The organism is Pseudoalteromonas sp. SWN166, from assembly GCF_015864485.1.
GTDB lineage: Bacteria > Pseudomonadota > Gammaproteobacteria > Enterobacterales > Alteromonadaceae > Pseudoalteromonas.
Window position 1 is genome coordinate 195,318 of sequence record NZ_JADYXB010000001.1, and the last position, 19,697, is coordinate 215,014.

The 19,697-nt window shown below is 40.2% G+C and carries 18 protein-coding genes; 14 read left to right on the top strand and 4 right to left on the bottom strand.

Annotation, left to right across the window (positions count from 1 at the left end; all coding sequences use genetic code 11):
- Positions 1-227 precede the first annotated feature (227 nt).
- The 14 genes from rsmD to I6F49_RS00965 all read left to right on the top strand — a co-directional run bounded on the left by rsmD (position 228) and on the right by I6F49_RS00965 (position 15,934).
- Complete coding sequence (rsmD, locus tag I6F49_RS00900) at positions 228-833, top strand: 16S rRNA (guanine(966)-N(2))-methyltransferase RsmD (protein ID WP_197178028.1); 606 nt, start codon at positions 228-230, stop codon at positions 831-833.
- A gap of 145 nt (positions 834-978) precedes the next feature.
- Entirely contained in the window at positions 979-1,194 is a 216-nt protein-coding gene (gene rpsU, locus I6F49_RS00905) for a 30S ribosomal protein S21 (protein WP_002957797.1), read from the top strand.
- Positions 1,195-1,213: 19 nt separating this feature from the next.
- Positions 1,214-1,660, top strand: a complete 447-nt coding sequence (locus I6F49_RS00910; RefSeq protein ID WP_165741272.1) for a GatB/YqeY domain-containing protein — start codon at positions 1,214-1,216, stop codon at positions 1,658-1,660.
- Between the two features lie 243 nt (positions 1,661-1,903).
- The gene (gene dnaG / locus I6F49_RS00915) at positions 1,904-3,655 is read left to right on the top strand and encodes a DNA primase (protein WP_197178029.1); all 1,752 of its coding nucleotides are present in this window, start codon (positions 1,904-1,906) and stop codon (positions 3,653-3,655) included.
- A 124-nt stretch (positions 3,656-3,779) separates the two neighbouring features.
- Positions 3,780-5,630: an RNA polymerase sigma factor RpoD gene (gene rpoD / locus I6F49_RS00920; RefSeq protein ID WP_165741636.1), complete on the top strand. Its 1,851-nt coding sequence runs from the start codon at positions 3,780-3,782 to the stop codon at positions 5,628-5,630.
- 67 nt (positions 5,631-5,697) lie between these two features.
- Positions 5,698-6,579 (top strand): 50S ribosomal protein L11 methyltransferase, encoded by an 882-nt coding sequence (prmA, locus tag I6F49_RS00925; protein ID WP_197178030.1) that lies wholly within the window; start codon positions 5,698-5,700, stop codon positions 6,577-6,579.
- Between the two features lie 282 nt (positions 6,580-6,861).
- The gene (gene dusB / locus I6F49_RS00930) at positions 6,862-7,833 is read left to right on the top strand and encodes a tRNA dihydrouridine synthase DusB (protein ID WP_024603689.1); all 972 of its coding nucleotides are present in this window, start codon (positions 6,862-6,864) and stop codon (positions 7,831-7,833) included.
- Positions 7,834-7,852: 19 nt separating this feature from the next.
- Positions 7,853-8,143 carry a DNA-binding transcriptional regulator Fis gene (fis, locus tag I6F49_RS00935; protein WP_002957804.1) on the top strand — a complete coding sequence of 97 codons (291 nt, stop codon included), beginning with the start codon at positions 7,853-7,855 and terminating at the stop codon, positions 8,141-8,143.
- Positions 8,144-8,334: 191 nt separating this feature from the next.
- Positions 8,335-9,921: a bifunctional phosphoribosylaminoimidazolecarboxamide formyltransferase/IMP cyclohydrolase gene (purH, locus tag I6F49_RS00940; RefSeq protein WP_197178031.1), complete on the top strand. Its 1,587-nt coding sequence runs from the start codon at positions 8,335-8,337 to the stop codon at positions 9,919-9,921.
- Positions 9,922-10,027: 106 nt separating this feature from the next.
- Positions 10,028-10,849, top strand: coding sequence for a class I SAM-dependent methyltransferase (locus I6F49_RS00945; RefSeq protein ID WP_007586523.1), 822 nt, complete (start codon positions 10,028-10,030; stop codon positions 10,847-10,849).
- A 15-nt stretch (positions 10,850-10,864) separates the two neighbouring features.
- Entirely contained in the window at positions 10,865-12,148 is a 1,284-nt protein-coding gene (gene purD / locus I6F49_RS00950) for a phosphoribosylamine--glycine ligase (RefSeq protein ID WP_166420921.1), read from the top strand.
- Positions 12,149-12,260: 112 nt separating this feature from the next.
- Positions 12,261-14,801, top strand: a complete 2,541-nt coding sequence (locus I6F49_RS00955) for an EAL domain-containing protein (protein ID WP_197178032.1) — start codon at positions 12,261-12,263, stop codon at positions 14,799-14,801.
- A gap of 22 nt (positions 14,802-14,823) precedes the next feature.
- Positions 14,824-15,633: a DUF2797 domain-containing protein gene (locus I6F49_RS00960; RefSeq protein ID WP_197178033.1), complete on the top strand. Its 810-nt coding sequence runs from the start codon at positions 14,824-14,826 to the stop codon at positions 15,631-15,633.
- A 7-nt stretch (positions 15,634-15,640) separates the two neighbouring features.
- Positions 15,641-15,934, top strand: coding sequence for a hypothetical protein (locus I6F49_RS00965; protein ID WP_166420918.1), 294 nt, complete (start codon positions 15,641-15,643; stop codon positions 15,932-15,934).
- Between the two features lie 8 nt (positions 15,935-15,942).
- Here I6F49_RS00965 and I6F49_RS00970 read toward each other — a convergent pair whose 3' ends face one another.
- The 4 genes from I6F49_RS00970 to I6F49_RS00985 form a co-directional block, all read right to left on the bottom strand.
- Positions 15,943-16,860: a histone deacetylase family protein gene (locus I6F49_RS00970; protein WP_197178034.1), complete on the bottom strand. Its 918-nt coding sequence runs from the start codon at positions 16,858-16,860 to the stop codon at positions 15,943-15,945.
- Positions 16,861-16,978: 118 nt separating this feature from the next.
- Positions 16,979-18,520, bottom strand: a complete 1,542-nt coding sequence (locus I6F49_RS00975; RefSeq protein WP_166421778.1) for a serine hydrolase — start codon at positions 18,518-18,520, stop codon at positions 16,979-16,981.
- A 15-nt stretch (positions 18,521-18,535) separates the two neighbouring features.
- Entirely contained in the window at positions 18,536-19,030 is a 495-nt protein-coding gene (locus I6F49_RS00980) for a gamma-glutamylcyclotransferase family protein (RefSeq protein ID WP_166421779.1), read from the bottom strand.
- 32 nt (positions 19,031-19,062) lie between these two features.
- Positions 19,063-19,689 (bottom strand): LysE family translocator, encoded by a 627-nt coding sequence (locus I6F49_RS00985; protein ID WP_166421780.1) that lies wholly within the window; start codon positions 19,687-19,689, stop codon positions 19,063-19,065.
- Positions 19,690-19,697 lie beyond the last annotated feature (8 nt).

Sequence of the window (19,697 nt, forward strand, 5' to 3'; positions counted from 1 at the left end):
AATTTACTTTTTTTTGTCATACTTGCTAATAACCACTTATAAAAATCTGATAAACTAAAATTTGAAATAGCTTGGCAATGCCCAGCAATAGTTGCAAATAAATACAACCATTCAAAACGTAAGTGTTCAATAGTAACACTTTTAATACGGTTGAAAAATGAAGCTATACGTAATCGCCGATAATATTATCTGAGCTAGATACCATATACCATTTTTTAGTGAGCTAAATGAGAAAAAAAACAACGCAAAATAAAGCTACTAATAAGCCCAGTGATGGCTTTATTAGAGTAATTAGCGGACAATTTCGAGGCCGAAAACTTCCCGTTAAAAATGTAGATGGCTTAAGGCCTACTACCGACCGAATTAAAGAAACTGTATTTAATTGGTTAATGCAAGATACGCGTGACGCAAATGTACTTGATTGTTTTGCAGGTTCTGGCGGATTAGGGTTTGAAGCGCTATCTCGTTTTGCTAAAAGTGCTATATTTATCGAGCTCGACTCATCAGCAGCTAAGCAATTAGAGCAAAACATCAGCACTTTAAAACTCGACAATGCACACGTTAAACATACTAATTCGATCTCCTTTTTAGAGCAAAAAAACACAAGTGAAGCGTTTAATCTTGTATTTGTTGACCCACCATTTCGTAAAGATTTAGCACAAACAACCTGCGATTTATTAGAAAAAAACCAATGGTTAAGCGACAATGCATTAATTTATGTTGAAGTAGAAACTGAATTAACCACCTTTAACAATCCAAGCAACTGGTTGTTAATTAAAGAAAAAAAGGCAGGACAAGTGTTTTGTAAACTCTACCAGCGCCAAGCAAATTAATACTGTTTTACATGATGCGTTTCTGTTAATATTGTCCTTTACATGTGGTGTTGCTTCGGATTACAATACCGCACCATTTTTGAACCACTTGATCAATGTTTGATCAACTTGAGCAACGCTCATAATTTAGGTAGGTGAATTTTTAATGCCAGTAATTAAAGTAAGAGAGAACGAACCGTTTGACGTAGCACTTCGTCGCTTCAAGCGTTCATGTGAAAAAGCAGGAATCCTTTCAGAAGTTCGTCGTCGCGAGCACTATGAAAAACCAACAGCTGAGCGTAAGCGTAAAAAAGCTGCTGCAGTAAAACGTCACATGAAAAAACTTTCTCGTGATAACGCACGTCGCGTTAAATTATACTAATATATTAGGTCTTGTATAAATGAGCCTTTTAATAACGCTAAAAGATGCGCAAAAAGATGCGATGAGAGCTAAAGACAAACAACGTCTTAACCCTATTCGTATGGTACTTGCTGCAATCAAGCAACGTGAAATTGACGAGCGCATAGAACTAGACGACGCAGGTATTACCTCCGTTATAGTGAAGCTTGTTAAACAACGTCGTGACTCTTACACTCAGTACAAAGATGCTGGGCGTGATGATTTAGCTGATATTGAAGCCAATGAAATAGTAGCACTTGAAACTTTTTTACCTCAACAATTGAGTGAAGAAGAAATTATTGCTCTCATTGATGCGGCTATTGCTGATACTAACGCAGCAGGTATGCAAGACATGGGTAAAGTAATGGGTATAATCAAAAGCAAAGCCGAAGGTCGTGCCGATATGGGCAAGATTTCTGGTTTAATTAAGCAACGATTAACTGCCTAATACTCCCACATACATTAAAGTATGATTGAAGTAAACCGAGCCTTGCGCTCGGTTTCTTTGTTTTTAACTTTAATAAAAAGTATACCTATTAGGTTACTTTAAAATGAAATTTTTTATAGCTTCCCTATTTATTTTGCTATCATTTTGGTAAGTTAAAGCACGCTATACTTTGCACCACGCAAGTATAAAAAGTAAATTTCATATTCGTTATTCTTCTTATTATTTCAGGACTGTATTTTACTAATGGCTGGAAAGATCCCACGTAACTTTATAGATGATTTACTTGCCAGAACCGATATTGTCGACCTGATAGACTCAAAAATAGGTCTAAAAAAAGCAGGTAAAGATTATCAAGCTTGCTGCCCATTTCATAACGAAAAATCGCCCTCATTTACTGTATCGCAAGACAAACAGTTTTATCACTGCTTTGGGTGTGGCGCTAATGGTAATGCTATTTCGTTTGTAATGGAGTACGAAAAGCTAGAGTTTGTAGATGCTATTGAAGAAATAGCCAGCATGCTCAACTTAGAAGTACCTCGAGAACAAGGCACAAACTCAGCACCAGAACGTACAGCTGCGCAAAAGCGCTCTGATTACGACTTAATGCTTCATACTGCGCGCTTTTATCAGCACCAATTAAAACACCACAGTAATTCTGCCGCCGTTATTGAATATGTAAAAGGCCGTGGTTTAAGTGGCGAAACAGTTAAAAAGTTTATGATTGGCTATGCTCCCAGCGAGTGGGACGGGCTATGCCTACAACTTGGCCGCAACAAAGAACAAAAAGAGCAATTAGTTGAATTAAAACTAGCCTCAGAAAAAACACCTGGTAGGCAGTTTGATTTTTTCCGCGATCGTTTAATGTTCCCTATTCGCGATAAGCGTGGGCGCGTTATTGCCTTTGGTGGGCGTGTAATGCAAGCCGACCAAGGGCCAAAATATTTAAACTCGCCAGAAACCCGAATTTTTCATAAAGGCTTTGAGCTTTACGGACTTTATGAAGCAAAGCAAGCCCATAAAAAACTTGACCATATCATGGTTGTTGAAGGTTATATGGATGTTGTTGCCCTAGCGGAGCAAGGAATTGAATACGCTGTTGCATCACTGGGGACTGCAACAACAAGCGAGCACATGCACACATTGTTTAGAACTACTGATAAAGTAATCTGTTGTTACGATGGTGACAGAGCTGGTCGCGATGCAGCCTGGAGAGCGCTTGAAAACGCACTTCCTTATTTAAATGATGGTAAAGCACTGCAATTTGCATTTTTACCCGATGGCGAAGATCCTGACTCTCTTGTACAAAAAGAAGGTAAAGAACAATTTGAGCTGCGCCTAGGCCAAGCAGATGACTTTACCAAAGTATTGTTTAATAAATTAAGCCAAGAAGTTGATTTAACACTCGACTCAGGAAAAGCTAAATTGCTTAGTGCAGCGCTACCACTAATTGAAAAAATTCCTAGTGAATTTTACCAAGAAAACATTCTTGAACAATTAGGGCGTTTAATCGGAAGAACACGAGAGCAACTTAATAATCGTTTAAAAACACCTAAGCAGCAGTATTCAATTGAACGTAAATTTAAAATAACACCGATGCGCCAAGCGATTGGTATTTTAATTCAGCACCCTAATTTAGCTAAAAGTGTGCCGTACTTACCAGAACTCGCACAAATGAATATTGCTGGCATAGGCCTGTTATTACGCTTACAAGAACAAGCCCTAGAAAAAGAAAGCATTACCACAGCACAACTGCTCGAATTTTTCAGAGGAACTGAAGATTATGAGCCACTAATAAAGCTTGCAACGTGGCAACACGAAATAAATGAAGAGCGTTTAGAGACGGTTTTTAAAAATACTTTCAAGTTTATTGAAGATCAGTGTTTAAATTATCGACTCGAGACCCTATTAATAAAGGACAAGACTCAAGGCCTCAGTAGCGACGAAAGACTTGAGTGTCATTTGTTAATGACAGCGTTAAAAGCCACTAACAGCTAGTCAAAATTGATTTAAACTGTTATACTGTGCTATTCACTGCGTCACATTATTCTAGTTGGCTTTAATGCAAACTACATGATGGCGCCTGTTGTATCAACTTATCAGAGTGGAAGAAACAATCTCTATGGATCCAACTCCTCAGTCACAATTAAAACTTCTGATTCAAAAAGGTAAAGAGCAAGGCTACTTAACTTTTGCAGAAGTAAATGATCACCTTCCACAAGACATTATAGACTCAGATCAAGTAGAAGATATCATAAGCATGATTAATGATATGGGTATCAAGGTTAGCGAAAACGCGCCTGATGCTGATGAATTAATGATGCAAGAAACAACGACAGACGAAGACGCAGCTGAAGCTGCCGCTGCAGCCCTTGCGACTGTAGAAAAAGAAATCGGCCGTACAACGGATCCGGTTCGCATGTACATGCGCGAAATGGGTACTGTTGAACTTCTTACACGTGAAGGCGAAATTGTAATCGCTAAACGTATTGAAGAAGGCATTAACCAAGTACAGATTTCTGTTGCAGAGTACCCTGAAGCAATTACTTACCTGCTAGAGCAGTGGGATAAGTTTGAAGCTGAAGAAATGCGTTTAAGCGATATCATCGTTGGATTTATCGATCCGAATGAAGATACAGCGCCAATTTCAGCAACTAACATCGGTTCAGAATTAAGTGCTAAACAACTTGATGATGACGATAAAGATGACAAAGATGATGCTGATAGCGATGACGAAGATGAAGAAGAAGTAGACACAGGTCCAGATCCTGAAGAAGCTCGTATTCACTTTGAAAATTTACGTGATTTATACAATAAAGCACGTGATACGTTTGAAGCTAAAGGTCGTTCGCATCCAGAATCACAAGCCGCCATTTTTGAAATTGGTGAGCTTTTCAGAACCTTTAAATTAATACCTAAACAGTTTGACCGCATGGTAAATAACATGCGTGAAATGATGGATAGAGTTCGCGTTCAAGAACGTCTAATCATGAAACATGCTGTTCAAATTGCTAAATTACCGAAGAAAACATTCGTTAAGCACTTTGCTAATAACGAAACTGACGCATCTTGGGTTGATTTAGAAATTTCAGGTAACGAAAAGTATTCAGCTAAACTTGAAGAAGTTAAGCCAGAAATCATTCGTAGCATTAATAAATTATCTGTTATTGAACAAACAACAGGTTTAAGCATTGAGCGTATTAAAGACATTAACCGTCGAATGAGCATTGGTGAAGCGAAAGCACGCCGTGCGAAAAAAGAAATGGTTGAAGCTAACTTACGTCTTGTAATCTCAATTGCTAAAAAATACACAAACCGTGGCTTACAATTCTTGGATTTAATTCAAGAAGGTAACATTGGTCTGATGAAAGCGGTTGATAAGTTTGAATATCGCCGTGGTTATAAGTTCTCTACTTATGCTACGTGGTGGATACGTCAAGCAATCACTCGCTCTATTGCTGACCAAGCAAGAACAATCCGTATTCCGGTACATATGATTGAAACGATTAATAAACTTAACCGTATTTCTCGTCAAATGTTACAAGAAATGGGTCGTGAGCCAAATCCAGAAGAATTAGCAGAACGCATGATGATGCCTGAGGATAAAATCCGTAAGGTACTTAAGATTGCTAAAGAGCCAATTTCAATGGAAACACCAATCGGTGATGATGAAGATTCTCACTTGGGTGACTTTATCGAAGATACAACTATTGATTCGCCAATCGATTCGGCAACAATGGAGTCTCTTCGTGGCGCAACTAACGATGTACTAGCAGGCCTAACAGCCCGTGAAGCTAAAGTACTACGTATGCGTTTTGGTATTGATATGAATACCGACCACACCTTAGAAGAAGTAGGTAAACAGTTTGACGTAACACGTGAACGTATTCGTCAAATAGAAGCGAAAGCGCTGCGTAAATTACGCCACCCTTCTCGCTCAGATTTACTGAAAAGCTTTTTAGACGCTAAATAATTTAGCGCTACTATATAAACTAAAAAGGCCGCTATAGCGGCCTTTTTTCTATTTGAAGGAAATAATCATGGCTTGGATCCAAATTCGTATTAACGCCAATGCTGCAACAGCAGATGCAGTAAGTGACCTATTAATGGAAGCGGGTAGTGCTTCAGTAACCTTTATTGACGCAAAAGACACCCCTATTTACGAACCCAAAATTGGCACCGTTGTATTCTGGGCTGATACAACAGTAATTGGCTTGTTTGAAGCTAATCACGATATGAATGCAGTCGTTGCGTTATTGAAACGCCATGATGAGCTAAAAGACAATTTAGTATACAAAATAGAGCAACTTGAGGATAAAGACTGGGAACGTGAATGGATGGATAACTTTCACCCGATTCAATTTGGTGAAAGGCTATGGATTTGTCCAAGCTGGCGCGATATTCCAGACCCTACTGCGGTAAATGTACTACTTGACCCTGGCCTTGCTTTTGGCACCGGCACACATGCAACAACGGCCTTATGCCTTAAGTGGTTAGAAAGCCAAGACCTAACAGGTAAAACGGTTGTTGATTTTGGTTGTGGCTCAGGCATTTTAGGTATCGCAGCGATAAAATTAGGTGCAGAGCGCATGATTGGGATTGATATTGACCCTCAAGCACTCGAAGCAAGCCTAGATAACGCTAACCGAAATGGTGTTGCAGACAAACTTGAAGTGTACCTGCCAGAAAACCAACCTGAATTTACTGCCGATATAGTAGTGGCAAATATTTTAGCCCAGCCACTTCGCGAATTGCACAGTGTAATTTTAGGTTTATTAAAGCCTGACGGTAAAATTGCCATGTCGGGTATTTTAGAAGAACAAGCGCAATCAGTTGCTGATATTTATGCACCCTTTATTGAGCTAGATGATATTGCCGTTGAAGGTGATTGGACTCGAGTAAGTGGCACCAAAAAAGCCTAATAAATCGTATAACCATATTTAGAGCATTAACTCAAAACGTCTACGTAAAGCCTGTATTTAACAGGCTTTACTATTTTTTTACATATCAAAATATTTTCTGATTATTGTATAAAAAATAAAGACTGTACGAATTTCAAACAAATAAACCCAATTGTCATATGGTTATCAAATGTCAATACGAAAAGGGCAAAAAAAAGTTACTTTTGTTCAATTTATAGCCTTTGATTTTTGCTAAAAAAACCGTAAACTTAGCGCCCCTTGAAAAGAGGCCTATTGAATATAGTGCGTATCGGTAAATACCAACTTGAGAATAATGTAATTGTCGCGCCAATGGCTGGCATTACAGACAGACCATTTAGACAACTTTGCCGTCGTTTAGGCGCAGGGCTAGCTGTTTCTGAAATGCTATCGTCTAATCCTAAGGTTTGGAAAACGGAAAAGTCGATGAACCGTATGGATCACAGCGGTGAATCGGGTATACGCGCGGTGCAAATTGCAGGAGCAGACCCTGAGCTTATGGCGCAGGCCGCACAATTCAATGTTGCTAACGGTGCACAGATCATAGATATCAATATGGGGTGCCCAGCAAAAAAAGTGAACAAGAAACTCGCAGGCTCTGCCTTATTACAGTTTCCTGAACTTGTGGAAGAGATTATTGATGCAGTCGTTAATGCTGTTGATATACCTGTGACACTTAAAATCCGTACAGGATGGGATCCGGATAACCGTAATGGTGTAGAGATTGCGAGAATAGCTGAACGTTATGGCATTGCATCACTTGCTGTACATGGGCGTACGCGCGCATGTATGTACAAAGGTGATGCCGAGTACGCCACGATTAGGGATATAAAACGTTCAGTGTCGATTCCTGTTGTTGCCAATGGTGATATTACATCACCAGAAAAAGCAAAGCAGGTTTTAGACTATACGGGTGCAGATGCCATTATGATTGGCCGAGCCGCCCAAGGTCGCCCTTGGATATTTAGGGAGATAGACCACTATTTGCGAACTGGAGAACATTTACAGCCACCTGCTATTGCAGAGGTACGCAGTATTTTAATGGAGCATTTAACAAACCTCCATATGTTTTACGGTGAGCCAATGGGAGCGCGAATTGCTCGCAAACATGTATCTTGGTATTTGCAAACCCATGACAGTGATGGTCAGTTTAGGCGAGTATTTAATGCGCTCGACAACCCACAGGCACAGGTCGTCGCATTAGAGCAATACTTTAAAACACTAGCAGCTAACTAAGAAAGAAAGAGACTTAATAATGTTCGAACAAAACGTGACTTCTCCATTTATCACTAACCCTCATGTTCAGTCACACGAGAAACCGCAGCCATTGCGTGATGCAGTAAAAAAAGCTGTTCACCACTATTTAAAACAGCTTAACGGTCAAGATGTGCAAGACGTTTACGACCTTGTTCTTTCAGAGCTAGAAGCGCCATTACTTGAAGAAGTAATGACATATACACGTGGTAACCAAACTCGTGCAGCTATTTTACTAGGTATCAACCGTGGTACTTTACGTAAAAAGCTTAAAAAATACGGCATGAACTAATATGCTGGCTGTGGTTTATCGCAGCTAATTATTAAAAAAGCACCCTCGGGTGCTTTTTTTATGCCTACAACTTATTAACCAAATTGCAGAATGCTCACGCTTATTAAGCCTTTATAAGTCGTTTTTTGAGTAGTAATCAGTTAAAATGCCCGCTTCTAAGCTAGCTCATTAACTGAGGAAATCAAACTACAATGGATACTCATCGTCCCATTCGTCGCGCACTATTAAGTGTGTCTGATAAAACCGGTATTGTTGAATTTGCCCGCGCACTAGAAGCGCAAGGTGTTGATATATTATCAACTGGCGGCACATGTAAACTTCTTGCTGAAAACAACATAAAAGTGACTGAAGTGTCAGATCACACAGGTCATCCAGAAATTATGGATGGTCGTGTAAAAACACTTCACCCAAAAATTCACGGCGGTATCTTAGCCCGTCGCGGACAAGATGAAAACGTAATGGCAGATAACAACATTTCTGCTATCGACATAGTTGTAGTTAACTTATACCCCTTTGCGAATACTGTCGCTCAAGAAAACTGCAGCCTTGAAGATGCCATTGAAAATATTGATATTGGCGGCCCTACAATGGTTCGTGCAGCAGCTAAAAACCACAAAGACGTAACTATTGTGGTAAACGCGAGCGACTACGACCGTGTTATTAGTGAAATGCAAAGCAACAATGGCTCAACAACATACAAAACACGTTTTGATTTAGCTATTGCTGCTTACGAGCATACAGCCGCATACGATGGCATGATTGCGAACTACTTTGGTAAAATGGTTCCTGATTACACAGAGGAAGCGGCTGAAGAGACTAAATTCCCACGTACTATTAATATGCAGTTTACTAAAAAGCAAGATATGCGTTACGGTGAAAACTCACACCAAGATGCTGCTTTTTATGTTGAAAGTGACATTACTGAAGCATCAGTTGCAACGGCCACTCAATTGCAAGGTAAAGCCCTTTCGTTTAACAACATTGCAGATACCGATGCAGCCCTTGAGTGTGTTAAAGAATTTGATGTACCTGCGTGTGTAATTGTAAAACATGCAAATCCGTGTGGTGTTTCAATTGGGGACAACATCCTTGAAGCATACGACCGTGCATTTAAAACAGACCCTACATCAGCATTTGGTGGCATCATTGCCTTTAACCGAGAGCTAGATGCAGCAACAGCACAAGCAATTGTTGACCGTCAGTTTGTTGAAGTAATTATTGCACCTAGTATTTCGAGCGACGCTGCAATAATTGTTGAAGCTAAAAAGAACGTACGCTTATTAGAATGCGGTCAGTGGACAGGTAAAGCTGCAGGACAAGATATTAAACGCGTTAATGGCGGTATTTTAGTTCAAGATCGCGACTTAGGCATGGTAACGCAAGGCGACTTAAAAGTTGTTTCTAAGCGCCAGCCTACAGAGCAAGAACTTAAAGATTTACTGTTTTGCTGGAAAGTAGCTAAGTTTGTTAAATCAAACGCGATTGTTTATGCCCGTGACGGCATGACTATTGGTGTAGGTGCAGGCCAAATGAGCCGCGTATACTCAGCTAAAATTGCAGGCATTAAAGCAGCTGACGAAAACCTTGAAGTTAAAGGTTCAGTAATGGCATCTGACGCATTCTTCCCATTCCGTGATGGAATTGACGCAGCCGCAGCCGCTGGTATTACTGCGGTAATTCAGCCTGGTGGCTCAATGCGTGATGAAGAAGTGATTGCAGCCGCTGATGAAGCCGGTATGGCAATGGTACTTACTGGTATGCGCCATTTCCGCCACTAATCACACAAAGGGTTAAACGTTGGTTTAACCCTTTTTGTTTGCTATAAATTCACGTATTCTGATTATTCAATAACCTATTTAAAATTATAATGTGAAGGAACAAACAATGAAATTTGCGCTAAAATCGCTACTTGTAGCCACACTAACGATGACATCGACTATGGCGCTTAGCCATAACCACGAATCGAGCCTTGAGCATGCACTTCAATCAAGCGAACGCAGCGCTAAAAACAGCGTTCGTGACGAATATCGTCACCCGGCTCAAACATTGGCATTTTTTGGCTTTAAACCAACTATGACAGTTGTTGAAATTGCGCCAGGCGGTGGTTGGTATAGTGAAATTTTAGCGCCAGCACTAAAAGAGCAAGGCACTTACTATGCCGCGCACTTTCCTGCTGATTCATCAGTTGGCTACTACCAACGCTCTCTTGCGGGCTTTAAACAAAAAGTAGCTGAAGATGAGCGCTTTAGTAGCGTTAAAATTACTGAGTTTGCACCTGTAACACATTTAGATATTGCGCCAGCTGGCAGTGCCGATATGGTTTTAACGTTCCGTAATGTGCATAACTGGTATATGGGCAAAGATAAAAGCGGTGCATTAAGTGCATTCCAAGCTTTTTATAAAGCCCTTAAACCAGGTGGTACATTAGGTTTAGTTGAACACCGTTTAGCTGAAGAGCGTGCTGACGAAGATCAAAAAACATCAGGTTATATGAAGCAGAGCTACGTAGTCGACCTAGCTAAACAAGCTGGGTTTGAATTAGTTGCAAGCAGTGAAATAAATGCAAATCCAAAAGATACAGCCGATCATCCTAAGGGTGTATGGACGCTACCACCAAGCTTAAGACTCGGCGAACAAGATGCCGACAAATATAAAGCCATTGGTGAAAGCGACCGCATGACGCTGAAATTTAAGAAACCGCTTTAAATAGGAATTTTCGCCATGAATGTTTTAGTCATTGGCAGCGGCGGCCGCGAACACGCTCTTGCGTTTAAAGCCGCTCAAAACACCAAAGTAAATACTGTATTTGTAGCCCCTGGTAATGCAGGTACTGCACTTGAACCAAAACTTGAAAACGTAGCAATAAACGTTGACGACTTAGAGGGTCTACTTAGTTTTGCACAGCAAAATAAGGTAGAGCTTACTATTGTAGGTCCAGAAATACCTTTAGTACTAGGTGTTGTTGATAAGTTTCGTGAACATAACATGGCTATTTTTGGCCCTACAGCGGGTGCAGCTCAGCTTGAAGGCTCTAAATCGTTTACTAAAGACTTTTTAGCACGTCATAATATTCCATCAGGCGATTACCAAACGTTTGAACAAATTGACCCTGCCCTTGCTTATTTAAAAGAAAAAGGCGCGCCAATTGTTGTAAAAGCAGATGGTTTAGCTGCTGGTAAAGGCGTAATTGTCGCCATGACCGAAGCTGATGCTGAAGAGGCTATTCGCGATATGCTTGCGGGTAATGCGTTTGGCGATGCGGGAAGTCGTGTTGTTATCGAAGAGTTTTTAGAGGGTGAAGAAGCGTCTTTCATTGTAATGGTTGATGGCAAAAACGTATTACCCTTTGCTACCAGTCAGGATCATAAACGCGCTTACAATGGCGATGCGGGTCCTAACACGGGTGGCATGGGTGCATACTCACCTGCGCCAGTTGTTACTGATGAAATCCACCAGCGTATTATGAACGAAGTGATCTACCCTACGGTAGAGGGCATGGCAAGCGAAGGCCATCCGTACACCGGCTTTTTATACGCAGGTTTGATGATTGACGAAACAGGTACCCCTAAAGTAATCGAGTACAACTGTCGTTTTGGCGACCCTGAAACTCAACCAATGATGCTACGTTTGCAATCAGACCTAGTTGAATTGATTGAGGCTGCTAACCGTGTAGAACTTGATAAAACAACGATTAAGTTTGACCCACGCGCAGCTGTGGGTGTTGTACTTGCAGCTAAAGGTTACCCTGGTGATTACCCTAAAGGTGATGCAATTTCAGGACTAAAAGTTGATTACCCTGCAGGTGAAAAAGTGTTTCATGCAGGTACTAAGCAAAGTGGCAATGACGTTGTAACCGCAGGCGGTCGCGTATTATGCGCAACAGCACTCGGTAACACTGTTACGCAAGCACAGCAGCGCGCCTATGAGCTTGTTAAAGAAATTAGCTGGAATGGTATGGAATATCGTACAGATATAGCTTACCGTGCTATTGCACGCGAGCAATAGCCTATAATGCCTATTCATTGGTATAACCAGTTAATTTAACTAAAAAAGCGCAGTTTACCTGCGCTTTTTTAGTGCTACACTAATTAAAAGGTTTTTTAAAAGTACACAAACGTTGGAACTAAGAACTTTACGCTATCATTCAATTGCTGTTGCCATACTGATATTTATATTTTTTATAATCAGTACATTGGCATCAAACTTAGTCGTGCCTACACGATATACAATTGATAAAACGGCTCCAATGTACCTCGATTACGCCTACTATATTGACGAAACCAAAACTAAAACATTCGACACTATTATTAACCAACCTGAACTACTTACCCATCAACCATTTTCAGATGTTCCATGGAGTTTTAGCCAGCAAAACTATTGGTTATTTCTTGATTTAGAAAATAAAAGCCTTAATAAGCAAAATGTTGTAGCGCACTTTGACAATCCTATGGTCGACCATCTTACGGTTTATCGCCTTGATAAAAACAATAAACTAATTGAAACATACAAGTTAGGCGATAAAGAGGAAGGCCTCTCTTTGTTTGAATATAGCGTGCCGCATATTCGTTTTTTGGTAGAGAGAAGATCTTCACAGCGTTTGGTAATGAAAATAGACACAATCGGTATAAGTAAAACACCTGTAAACTTATATCGTGATAAAGAGTTTATTGATTTAGTTCGCTCACAAACGGGGATCTGGGGAATCTTTGTAGGCGTGCTATTAATGGCTGCACTTTATAACTTGGTGCTTTACTTTGGTATAAAGGACCGTGTTTATTTAATTTATATTGGTTACATCGTTAGCGCTATAACGTTAATGGGAGCCGTACTAGGCTTTGGCTTTTATTTATGGCCTAAGCAATGGCAACTATTTATTCACGAGCAAGTCGTGTTTAGTAATTACGGGGTCGCCTTTTTTACCCTTGCCTTTTGCACCATGTTTTTACGCTATCATAAAGATAAATGCTGGCGCTATAAAATGAGCATAACCTTACTTTGGCTTATGTTTATTCTTGCTGTGTGTAGCTTGTTTATTTCTGAAAACATAGCGGCGCCTATATTTTTTGGTGTGATGGCACTGCTTTATATTACCTGTATTATTTTAATATATAACAAGTTACGCAGTGGTTTTAGATGGGCTAAATTTTATGTTTTTTCATGGATACCGCTAATAATTGGTGCGGTAATTCAACCTATGGAACTCACCGGCTTTTTACCGTATACCTTTACAACCCGCCATGCCTTTTTAGTCGCTATTTTGTGCGAAGTTATTTTAATGGCCATGGCACTAGCAGACCGAGTAAGGTATCAGCGCGAACGTGCGCTTTACCATGCCACGCACACACAACAAACAAAATTACTTAATAGCTCTAAACTAAAACAAGCATTTATGGCACTACAAAGCCAAAATCGCTCAACAACTTTGTGTTTAATAAAAATACGTCACTTTAATTCACTCAATACTATTATTACCTCATCTCAGGGCTACACACTTATAAAGCATGTGGCCAAAGAGCTTGAATTAGAACTGAGCCATGAACGCGAATTTACAAACCTCGAAACAGATTTAAACACCAGCCCACGCTTAGCCGATTTAAGCAGTGGCGTATTTGCCTGTATTTCTACTAAAACACAAAACCAAGAAATGCTAGAAGCACTACTGACTAAAATAATTAGCAGCCTACCAAAACAATATGAAATTAAAGGGCTAAATCTACAGCTTAGTTACAGTATAGGTATTAGTAGTGCAGGTAAGAGTAACGATTTTGAATATTGGTTAAAGCGTGGTTATTTAGCCCTTAAAAAAGCAAAAGGTAGCGTTAACCAAGTAGGGTCATCGTCAAACGGTAATAACCTGATGATGGACGTTGCTTTAGCAGCTAAATTACAGCAAGCTATCAAAACAAATCAACTAGCGCTTTACTACCAACCTCAAATTAATTTATTGAGTAACAACGTCAGTGGTGCTGAGGCTTTATTACGTTGGCCAGACCCAACTTACAGTAACTTATCAATAGAGGAGTTGATAACACTTGCTGAGCACACCGGCATTATTAACGAGCTAACACTGTGGGTAATAGAGCAAGCCTGTAAAGACATAGTTGAGCTTATAAAAAATGGCTATAACGAGCATACAATTAGTGTAAATTTGAGTGCTAAAAATCTAACTATAAATAACTTAGCCGAAAAAGTAGAAAACATTTTAATTAAATACCAAGTGCCAGCTTACTTACTTAAATTTGAGCTAACCGAATCTGCCTTTGTAGACAGCCAAGATGCACTTATAAAGTTAGTTGATGAGTTAACAGCATTAGGTATTAAAGTGGTATTGGATGACTTTGGAACTGGCTATGCGTCACTTAGTTACTTAGTTAATTATCACTTTAGTGAGCTTAAAATAGATAAGTCGTTTGTTTTTGATTTACCTAATAATCCAACCCATCAAGTTATTGTACAAACAGCCATTGATATGGCGCATAACCTTAATTTATCAATAACAATTGAAGGAGTAGAAACACAAGAGATTCATCACTTACTCAAAGATATGAACGCTGATAACGCCCAAGGTTATTTATACGCAAAAGCACTGCCTTACACCGACTATTTACACTTCTTAAAAAGCCAATATAGCTTAAAAATGTTAGACTCCTCTTTTTAACATCTTTAGGGGCCAAGTAAAGATGCAAGGCACACTGCGTAAACTAAAATCGAGCTTAACCGAACCAGTACAATATCACTTACCTGTAGGTGAACACCTAGTAGACTTAAATGCATTTATAGGTAGAGAACTTACACTTACCTTTAGCGGCACTATTTTATGCTCTAACTGCGGTAAAAAAACTAAAAAAAGCTATTCTCAAGGTCACTGTTTTGTATGTATGCGCAAGCTCGCTAGTTGCGATATGTGTATTATGAAACCAGAAACTTGTCACTACGACCAAGGCACCTGTAGAGAACCAGAATGGGGCGAAGCAAACTGCATGCTCCCACACTATGTATATCTTGCTAATACGTCAGGGTTAAAAGTGGGCATTACTCGCCATACGCAAATACCGACTCGTTGGGTTGATCAGGGTGCGACTCAAGCATTGCCTATTTTTAAAGTACAAACTCGCCTGCAATCAGGTTTAGTGGAAGTTGCATTGGCTGAATTTATTGCCGACAAAACTAATTGGCGCAATATGCTAAAAGGTCAAAACGAAGCAATTGACTTAAAAGCAGCTGCAGCAGAGCTTATTCCGCAAATTAGTGAAAAGCTAAACGAGTTAAGTGAGTTATTTGGCGCAACAGCAATAGAACAGCTTGATGAAGATGTGGTTGATTTAGATTTTCCGGTAACCGAGTACCCAACAAAAATCAGCTCATTTAACTTTGATAAAGACCCCGTTGTAAGCGGTGTTTTACAAGGTATTAAAGGTCAGTACTTAATCTTTGAAAAAGGCGTTATTAATATTCGTAAATTTACGTCTTACGAAGTAACCGTAGGCTAACTGGGCTATGTTAAACAGCTACCCACAGTTATTGGTTATTTATAATGAGCTTGAAATAGCCCATAACCAACAAGAGCAACAAGAGTGCTTACACAGCGTTATGCAAAGTGAGCTAGGCGATGTGCGAGTACTTAATAAGCAAGGTGACTTCCTTAATTTACAAGGCACTGTTTGCCCTGAATTGAATGGCGAGCAGCTAGCACAGCTTGTTACAGCTTACTTATTAAATGAAGGACAATGTTGCCTTGGTAAAATTAAAACCCTAAGCACAACCCAGGCGTTTGATTTACTAGAGTTATAAAACCCTCTTTAAAGCTCAGTAAGCACTTTTATATGCGCTACAGCACTTCTACCCAACGCTGATAGCGCATAGCCACCTTCTAAATACGAGATAACACCTTTGCATCCGCCCTCTTTTGTTACTTTACATAGCTGCTCGGTAAGCCAAATGTAGTCATCTTCAACAAACTTTAAGCTCGCCATATCATCTTCTAGGTGGGCATCAAACCCTGCGCTTATAAAAAGTAATTCAGGCTTAAACGCTTTTAATTTTGGTAACCATTGCTGAGTAAATACCTCTTTTAGGTCATCGCCATTGCTGGCAATTGGCAAAGGAGAATTAACTATATGGCTATTATTTTTAACCGCTGTATTTGGGTAAAACGGATACTGAAATAACGAACAAAGCAGTACGTTTTCGTCATCAATAAAAATGTCTTGTGTGCCATTACCGTGGTGTACATCAAAGTCAGCAATCGCAATCCGCTTAATCCCTTTGCTTTGTGCGTACTTAACGGCAATAGCTAAGTTATTAAACACACAAAACCCAGATGACGAATCTTTATTAGCATGATGCCCTGGCGGGCGTACTGAGCAAAACGCAGCATCGAGTTTGTCGGCAAGTATTTCATCAACCGCTAACAACCCGGCACCTACTGCACGCTCAATCGCTTTAAACGAATCGGGGCACAGCCACGTATCGCCGTCTAAATTAGCGAGCCCTTCGGTTGGTAGCGTGTTTTCTACGTGTTTAATGAGCGCTTCATCATGGGCTAATAAATAATGCTCACGCTCAGCCTTAGGCGCTTGTAGGTGTGTTAAGCCAACATCTACACCACTTGCAAGTAATCGGTCGGTAATTGCATCTAGGCGCTCTGGGCACTCGGGATGGTCATCTATCATTTTATGTTTACGGCAATGAGGATGAGAAATAACAGCGGTACGCATAAAAAGTCCCTTACAAGGTGTAAAAACTTAATATAACAAAACCACCGACAGGTGGCTTTGCGACTTTGGTTTATATTGATATTTAAAGTATCGATACTTTAAATATCAAAGCTATTAGCTACTTTGCTTTTAAATGCAGGTTTCTAAAGTCAAAGCTAAAGTCGGTAACTTGCGTTGATACTGCACGCATTTTAGCGCTGTTCACTCTATTTTTTGTACTCATATCAAAAGTAATAAACGCATCTGCTTCAAGCAGCTTTTCATCCCACTTAACTATAAATGTATTACCGGTGTAATGCTCAAGCGTGCCTTTTAAGCGCTTAGTATGCGTAAAATCAATATGCAATTTGCTATCAAGCTGCTCAATAATTACATCGCCGTACCAATCATCGTGCAATGTACCGGTATAATTAATGTTTGGTAATTGTGGTTGGTAGTCAGCCGGGGCTTCTGGTTTTACATTAGCGTATGCTTGCTGTTTGCCTTCAAAATGACTTTTAGCTAAATCTTCTACCCAGTCTTTATCTTCAAGCTCAAGCGCATCTTCAAGTACTTCATGGGTTACTGCCGAAAGTGCACCAAAAGCTTGTTGGTTAGATAAAATAACAATACCGAGCTTTTTCTCAGGCAATAAAGTAACTTGCGATACCATTCCTAAAATACCACCACCGTGACCTAACTTTTTAAAGCCGTGGTAGTCTTCAATACTCCAACCTAATCCATAACCTCTAAACTGCTGATGATACGACTCAAACGCGCTTTTAGACGCCATAGACGTAATATGTGGGTGCCACATTTGCGCTTGTTGCTTTTCGCTAAAGAGTTGCTCACCACTTGGCATTTTACCGCCCGCTAATTGCGTACGAAGCCACTGGCTCATATCGCTTACACTTGAAGCAATGGCACCTGCGCCTCTAAAATCTTCTAGGTAATTCACAAAAAATGGATGAAGCGTGCCATCCATAGGAATATGACCTGTAGCCCAGTTTTTATTACTTTTAGGAATACGTGAAAAGCCCGCGCGTGAATTATCCATGTGCAGCGGCTGTAATATGTTTTTTTCGATATAATCGTTCCAACTCATACCTGATACACGAGCAACCACTTCGCCAGCGGTAACAAACATTAAATTGTTATAAGCGTACTTGCTGCGAAAACTGCTAGCCGGTTTTAAATACTGTAATCCCGCTAAAATTTCATCAACTGACTTGTCGGTACTTGGCCAAATCATTAAATCGCCCTGCCCAAGCCCGAGCCCACTGCGGTGACTTAATAAATCACGAATACGCATTTCGCGAGTTACGTATGAGTCGTATAACCTAAACTCTGGTAAATGATCAATTACGCGGTCATCCCAGCTTAATTTCCCTTCATCAACCAGCTTAGCCAGTGCCGCTGTCGTAAACGCTTTAGTATTTGAGGCGATACCAAACAAAGTATCTTTGTTTACTTTTTTGTTGGTATCGAGATTAGTTACACCAAAGCCTTTAGCAAATATCACTTTATCGTTTTCAACAATAGCGACTGCCATACCGGGTACGTCAAAACGTGCCATTGACGCTTTAATAGCATCGTCAATTTTGTTGGTATCAACTTGTGCCCAGCTACTAAACGTAGTGCTAGCTAATAATGCAATTGCGGCAAGTTTGGTTAATTTCATATCAATCCTATTTTATTATTTTTGATGAACTGCAAACTCAATGGCTGCGCGTTCTTGATTGGTATCGCTTTTTTGTGCGCGATTTAATATGGCATCACTGTATTCTTTTGGTACGCCCGCTTCAAGTGATCCGCGATGAACGTGTTTTATGTACCAATCGTATGGGAGTACATCGCTATCGTGCGTATTAGCTATATAACAATGTGCGGCTACAGTCTCACCGCTTAAAAGCGTTGGGGTTATATCTACGCAGTCGTAACCTACGCCCTCAATACCATCTAAAATAGCTTTTTCATCTTCATTGAGCTCATAAATAACGCCGTAGACCAGCGCGCCTTCTTTATCGCTTGGGCAAATACTGCATTTACCTGAGCCATCTTTAAATAGCATATCAAAAGTAAGCTCATAGCCTTTAAGTACCGCCGTTCCTACACGCTTTACATTGGGTAAGCGCGCTAGCAAACGATTAGATGACATATTAGAGCCAAACGAAAAATTATATAACGGCATGTTATCTCCTACTCTCTAATTAAAAATATAACTTAAATAACAACGCGAATAGCCAAAGCAATTAAAATCACACCTATACCTCTATCAAACCAGTAACCACTTTTTTGAAAAAAGCCACGCACACTCGGTTTACAAAGCACTAACGATAACATTGAAAACCACGCCCACGTAGCCAATGCCATGTACACGCCGTAGCCGACCTGTACGCTAGTAGGTGTTGTTGGGCTAATCACGAGTGTAAATAACGACATAAAAAATAACGTAGCTTTTGGGTTTAATGCATTTGTGAAAAAGCCGCGCCTAAAGGCCAACCAAACAGGCTCTTCGGCTACCGTTTTTGTTTCTATATTGTCTTGATTACTTGTTGGTGGTTTTGCCGCTCTAAGCGCTTGTACGCCTAAATAAGCTAAATACGCACCAGCAACATATTTAAGCGCCATAAACAAACTAGGTGACTGCGTTAAAATAAGCGCAACACCTAAAACACAATAGGCAACGTGCAGTAAAATAGCAGCGCCAACACCGGCGCTTGTCCACAGTGCATTGCGTCTACCTTGTTGCACACTTTGCTTAAGTACTACGGCAAAGTCAGGCCCTGGGCTTGCTACTGCAAAAAAATGAGCAATAACAATCAGTAAAAATTCATCTAAGTATTCCACGCAGATCC

Coding starts and splice junctions, on each gene's coding strand:
- rpoD (WP_165741636.1), top strand. CDS start 3,780: ATGGATCCAACTCCTCAGTCACAATTAAAACTTCTGATTCAAAAAGGT.
- I6F49_RS00960 (WP_197178033.1), top strand. CDS start 14,824: ATGCAAGGCACACTGCGTAAACTAAAATCGAGCTTAACCGAACCAGTA.
- prmA (WP_197178030.1), top strand. CDS start 5,698: ATGGCTTGGATCCAAATTCGTATTAACGCCAATGCTGCAACAGCAGAT.
- I6F49_RS00970 (WP_197178034.1), bottom strand. CDS start 16,860: ATGCGTACCGCTGTTATTTCTCATCCTCATTGCCGTAAACATAAAATG.
- I6F49_RS00980 (WP_166421779.1), bottom strand. CDS start 19,030: ATGCCGTTATATAATTTTTCGTTTGGCTCTAATATGTCATCTAATCGT.
- I6F49_RS00965 (WP_166420918.1), top strand. CDS start 15,641: ATGTTAAACAGCTACCCACAGTTATTGGTTATTTATAATGAGCTTGAA.
- I6F49_RS00910 (WP_165741272.1), top strand. CDS start 1,214: ATGAGCCTTTTAATAACGCTAAAAGATGCGCAAAAAGATGCGATGAGA.
- rpsU (WP_002957797.1), top strand. CDS start 979: ATGCCAGTAATTAAAGTAAGAGAGAACGAACCGTTTGACGTAGCACTT.
- I6F49_RS00945 (WP_007586523.1), top strand. CDS start 10,028: ATGAAATTTGCGCTAAAATCGCTACTTGTAGCCACACTAACGATGACA.
- rsmD (WP_197178028.1), top strand. CDS start 228: ATGAGAAAAAAAACAACGCAAAATAAAGCTACTAATAAGCCCAGTGAT.
- fis (WP_002957804.1), top strand. CDS start 7,853: ATGTTCGAACAAAACGTGACTTCTCCATTTATCACTAACCCTCATGTT.
- purH (WP_197178031.1), top strand. CDS start 8,335: ATGGATACTCATCGTCCCATTCGTCGCGCACTATTAAGTGTGTCTGAT.
- purD (WP_166420921.1), top strand. CDS start 10,865: ATGAATGTTTTAGTCATTGGCAGCGGCGGCCGCGAACACGCTCTTGCG.
- I6F49_RS00975 (WP_166421778.1), bottom strand. CDS start 18,520: ATGAAATTAACCAAACTTGCCGCAATTGCATTATTAGCTAGCACTACG.
- dnaG (WP_197178029.1), top strand. CDS start 1,904: ATGGCTGGAAAGATCCCACGTAACTTTATAGATGATTTACTTGCCAGA.